This is a genomic window from Limnoraphis robusta CS-951, from assembly GCF_000972705.2.
This window is the reverse complement of the sequence record NZ_LATL02000240.1, coordinates 7,593-12,697: the sequence shown is the minus strand read 5'-3', so window position 1 is coordinate 12,697 and position 5,105 is coordinate 7,593. Positions and strand designations below refer to the sequence as shown.

Here is a 5,105-nt window from a genome sequence, read left to right as displayed (position 1 = left end):
TTCTTTGGGGGTCGGGCGGGTTTATTAATCTTATTTCTAAGACACAGAAATTCATGGGGAACCCGCCCCTACACTGGTGATTATTTCAAGGCTTCTAACGCCTTAACCGGTTGAATTTGACCCCAACCCCAACGGTTATCAGGACGCATTTGTTCCCCACCCGGATGATAGGCGGTTTCTTTGAGCGCTTTAATAATTTCATTCAAAGAAGCTTTCGGACAAGCTGACATTAATAACGCTACAACTCCAGCCACATGAGGCGTCGCCATTGAGGTACCATCCATGTAGGTATATTCATAAATTCCATCAGGTTGTTGAACCGGAGGAATACAAGAATAAACCTGAGTTCCGGGCGCTGAAACATCGGGTTTTGTGACCCAATTATTCGGTGCATCTTGAGGGAAAACTAAACTCGCCCCACTACTAAAAAAGGCAATTCCCAATTCATCATTGGAATATTTTTCTAAGGCACCAATTGAAAAAGCATTATGGGCGCTTCCCGGTGAACTGGTATTGCCATGATTTTCGTTACCAATGGCAACCACAGGTAACACATCAAACTGATTGATAATCAGATCAAAAATTTCAGCAAATAGGGGTTCATAATAAGTCAAACCTAGCGACATATTAATAAGATTTGCGCCACTTTCAATTGCCCAAGCCATACCTTCAATTAAAGTTTGTAAGGTAGCATTTCCAATTAAAACCCCACCCACTAATAAGTCCGCTTCGGGTGCAACTCCAATTGACACCCCTTTATTCGTTTTTCCACCTGCAATCGTACCACAAACATGAGTACCATGTTGATCAGCATCGAAATGAGGCATCGCTTTAATTCGGCGTCCGTTGGGGTCTACAATAATAAAGTCTTTGACTCGATCTTTGAGTGCCGGATGATCACTATAAACACCTGTATCCAATACCGCAACTTTGACACCTTTGCCTTTTGTAGTTTCCCACATTTTGGCAATGTCTAATACTTGCAAACCCCAAGTCATTTTTTGCTTTTCTTCTTGAATCATCAAGTCAGAATATTCGATTTGTTGGGGTTTTATTAGTCTGATTCTTTGGTTCGGGATAACCGCAATAACTTCCGGTTGTTCAGCGAGGGCGGGAAGGGTATTTCGAGTCACTTCTACCGTTGCGACAGGTAACGCACCTGAACCCACTTTTGAAACATTTAATGACTGACCTGTTTCATTTTGATAATTCGCTGCCATTTTAACAACAACGTTTGTATTTTCTTTACTTTGTTGTTGCATCACTTGGGAACGACGTTCATCACCCCGAGAAGGCATTTCTTCAGGCGGACGTTCGCTTCTGTAAATAACAATAGCATCCTGTTTGCTGTTGGGGTCACTATTCCCTAAAACGGGGAAAAAAGCGGGGGAAATTTTAGGGGTATTCATCGGGCTTCACTCCTGAATAGATTGATTGAATTCATCCGTTTGAAAGGTCAGATTGAATGCTATGTAGCATCAAAGTATCAAAGCATAAAAAGTTAACACAGTCGTCGGGGCGCGGCGGTTTGCGTTCTCACTTGCGCCCTAACTCACCCATGACAAAGGTTTATTCTTATTCGATACTTTCTGCTTCTTCGGATGGATTGGGACTATTTCAGGACAGTTTGCAATTATGAATTATTCTCTATCACCGCAATACAATCAATTTCTACTAACACATCCTTCGGTAAACGCGACACTTCTACACAAGCCCGAGCGGGGGCATTTTCGGTCTGAAAATACTGCCCATAAACGGTATTCATCGCGGCGAAATCCTTCATATCTTTGAGAAAGATGGTGGTTTTTACGACATCTGACCAACTCGCCCCGGCTGCGGTTAAAACGGCTTCTAGATTTGCCATAATTTGTTCAGTTTGTTTGGCAACATCTTGAAGATGAACGATTTTATTTGTTGCGGGATCAATTGAAATTTGACCGGCTAAAAATACCATCCCATTTGCAACTACAGCTTGATTGTACGGGCCAACGGGGGCGGGTGCTTTCTCTGTACGAATAATTTGACGTGTCATCAGTTGAATGTGTGAAATCCGATTAAACTTACTGTATTTAGATTACCACGAATCAATATTTTATTTAGAAAAAGTTCGTTTGACTCAACGCCACGCATTCAATTTGAACGAGGGCATTTTTTGGAAGTTGAGCCACTGCAACGCAAGCACAAATCGGCGCCATTTCCACATCGAAATAGTTCGCATAAACAGCGTTCATCGCTGCAAAATCTTTCATCTCTTTTAAAAAGATAGTGGTTTTCACCACATCCGCCCAAGTTGCTCCCGCTTCTGTTAATATTATCTCTAAATTTGCCATAATTTGTTCGGTTTGTTTGGCGACATCTTCTTCATGTAAAATATGATTCAGTCGTGGATCGATGCCAATTTGTGCAGCAACATAAATCATTCCATTCACAATAACGGCTTGATTTCGAGAGTTAGGCGGTTCGGGTGCTTTGTCAGTCCGAATAATCAATGGTTTATTGTTTAGCTTCGTTTGAGGTTGCGAGGGTTCAATTTGATCGGTTTCTTCTGTGATATTATTCTGATTATTTTCAAGTTCATACACTGAACCATCTGGCATAATTGCACGACTAAAATCGGCGTTTTCAATATTCCATCCATAAGTTTTTGAATTCGTTAAATTTGCTTTAGAAAGGTTAGCTCCTTTTAGATTAGCTTGCATTAAGTCTGTATCTTTCAAACTAGCTCTTTCCAAGTTCGCTCCCTGAAAATTAACATTTCTAAGTTTTGCATTATCAAGTATTGTTCCACTCAAGTTGGCATGACTTAGATTGACCTCTGATAAATTCACCCCTGTCAATATTACTGCTCTCAAATTAGCTGACTGTAAATTTGCCCCTTCTAATCTAGCACCGTCTAACTTGGCTAAACTTAAATCCGACTCGGTTAAATTGGCATTGATAAAGCTAACACTAGAAAGATTAAATCCACTCAAGTTAACTCCTGTTAAATCTACTCCGCTTAAATTTGCACTCTTTAAATTCACGCCGTTTAAATTTGCTTCTTTTAAAGACGCTCCCAATAAAACGGCTCCTTCTAATTGTGAATCACTTAAATTCGCTTCATTAAGCATAGCATCAATAAGCTTTGCACCGTTAAGCTTGGCTTGACTTAGGTTAACTTCACTTAAATTTGCTTCTGTAAAATTAGTAGAACCTCCATTAATTCCTTGTAAATTCGCTCCTTTTAAACAAGCTCTAGTCAAATTAGCATTTGTGATCGTTGCATTTAATAAAATTGCTTCACTTAAGTCTGATTCTAGTAAATCTGCGCTTTGTAGATTCGCTTCAGTTAGATCTACCTTGCTCAAATTTGCTCCTCTTAGATCTATCTGTTTCAGATCTGCACCTGCTAAACTGATCCCACTGAGTTGTGCTACCCGAAAGTGTCTTTCACCTTTTGCATATTTCTCTAACAGTTCTTTAGCATCCATGTTGTTTCCTCCAAATTATTCTTGAATTATAAAACCATCCCTTACCCTTAAAACCTTAAATTTTTCCCAAAATATTCAAACTGTAGGTTGGGCTGAGGAACGAAACCCAACAATAAATAATCAAAAAAAAACAGAAAACCTCACAAAAATTATAGGGTTTTGGGTTGCACTTTCGCTTAACCCAACCTACTACTTCTTCCCTCTCCTTTTAGGGGAGGGCTAGGGAGGGGTCACAAATAACATCATTGAATTAATGACTCAACGCCACGCATTCAATTTGAACGAGGGCATTTTTTGGAAGTTGAGCCACTGCAACGCAAGCACAAATCGGCGCCATTTCCGCATCGAAATATTGAGCATAAACAGCGTTCATCGCTGCAAAATCTTTCATCTCTTTTAAAAAGATAGTAGTCTTCACGACATCCGCCCAAGTTGCTCCCGCTTCTGTTAATATTATCTCTAAATTTGCCATAATTTGTTCGGTTTGTTTGCCGACATCTTCTTCATGTAAAATCTGATTCAGTCGTGGATCGATGCCAATTTGTGCAGCAACATAAATAATTCCATTCACAATAACGGCTTGATTTCGAGAGTTAGGCGGTTCGGGCGCTTTGTCTGTATGAATAATATTTTTACCTGTTACTTCTGTCTGTTGGCGCGATTCTTTGGTTTGAATAGATTGAACTCGGTAACGTTCTCCATTCGGCATTATTGCACCTGTTAAATCCGCCCCTTCCAAACTTGCACCGTAGAGATTTGCTCCAGTTAAGTCTGCTTTTTGTAGGTTCGCACCATCTAGTTTTGCATCGATTAAATTCGCCCCTCTTAAATTCGCCCTTTCCAGATTAACCCGAGTTAAATTTAAACCCGATAAGTTAACGTTTTTTAAATTCACCAACTGAAGTATAGCACCTTTTAAATTAGCCTCTTCAAACTGTACATTTTCTAAGTTTGCTTTGCTGAGGTTTGCTTCTCTTAAATCGGCTTTTGTCAAATTTGCCTCGTACAAATTGGCACCCACTAAACTCGCTTCAGTCAAAAATGCTTGGCTTAAATTTCCGTGACTAAGATTTGCATCATCTAAGTTGGCTTGTTCTAGATTTGCATTGCTTAAATCGGACTTGGATAAGTTGGATCGACTTAAGTTAGCCTTGCTCAATTCCGCCCAACTTAAATTAAGCGAATATGCGTCTATTCTCGTTAAATTTGCATTCTCTAAAAACGCTTTGCTGAAGTTTGCTCCGTACAACTTTGCACCGCTTAAATTGGATTCGCTGAAGTCTACTCCACTTAAATCTGCATTGTTAAAATCTATTTGCTCCAAGTTGCTACCTTTGAAAATAAATCCACTCAGCTTGGCTTTGTTAAAGTTTCGTTCACCTTGAGCATATTTCTCTAATACTTTGTTGGCATCCATGCTATTTTCTCCAAATTATTCTTGAATTATAAACCCAGATGTTACACTTAAAACATTAAATTTTTCCCAAACTATTCAATAGCAGATGAGTGAAATCTATCAATAAAAATTGTTGGCTGTAGGCTGTAGGTTGGGTTGAGGAACGAAACCCAACAATAAATTATCGAGAAAAATAGAAAACCTCAAAAAGATTATGGGGGTGTTGGGTTGCACTTTCG

4 protein-coding genes are annotated in these 5,105 nt (G+C 39.5%); all 4 read right to left on the bottom strand.

Features of this window, described 5'->3' with window-relative positions; translation table 11 throughout:
* Nucleotides 1-80: 80 nt before the first annotated feature.
* On the bottom strand, nt 81-1,409 hold the full coding sequence (locus tag WN50_RS20525; RefSeq protein WP_046281514.1) for a S8 family serine peptidase: 1,329 nt from the start codon (nt 1,407-1,409) through the stop codon (nt 81-83).
* Between the two features lie 224 nt (nt 1,410-1,633).
* Nucleotides 1,634-2,032 carry a RidA family protein gene (locus WN50_RS20520; protein WP_046281513.1) on the bottom strand — a complete coding sequence of 133 codons (399 nt, stop codon included), beginning with the start codon at nt 2,030-2,032 and terminating at the stop codon, nt 1,634-1,636.
* Nucleotides 2,033-2,096: 64 nt separating this feature from the next.
* Entirely contained in the window at nt 2,097-3,470 is a 1,374-nt protein-coding gene (locus tag WN50_RS20515) for a Rid family detoxifying hydrolase (RefSeq protein ID WP_046281512.1), read from the bottom strand.
* 250 nt (nt 3,471-3,720) lie between these two features.
* On the bottom strand, nt 3,721-4,887 hold the full coding sequence (locus WN50_RS20510) for a Rid family detoxifying hydrolase (RefSeq protein ID WP_046281511.1): 1,167 nt from the start codon (nt 4,885-4,887) through the stop codon (nt 3,721-3,723).
* Between the last annotated feature and the right edge of the window lie 218 nt (nt 4,888-5,105).

Coding starts and splice junctions, on each gene's coding strand:
- WN50_RS20525 (WP_046281514.1), bottom strand. CDS start 1,409: ATGAATACCCCTAAAATTTCCCCCGCTTTTTTCCCCGTTTTAGGGAAT.
- WN50_RS20520 (WP_046281513.1), bottom strand. CDS start 2,032: ATGACACGTCAAATTATTCGTACAGAGAAAGCACCCGCCCCCGTTGGC.
- WN50_RS20515 (WP_046281512.1), bottom strand. CDS start 3,470: ATGGATGCTAAAGAACTGTTAGAGAAATATGCAAAAGGTGAAAGACAC.
- WN50_RS20510 (WP_046281511.1), bottom strand. CDS start 4,887: ATGGATGCCAACAAAGTATTAGAGAAATATGCTCAAGGTGAACGAAAC.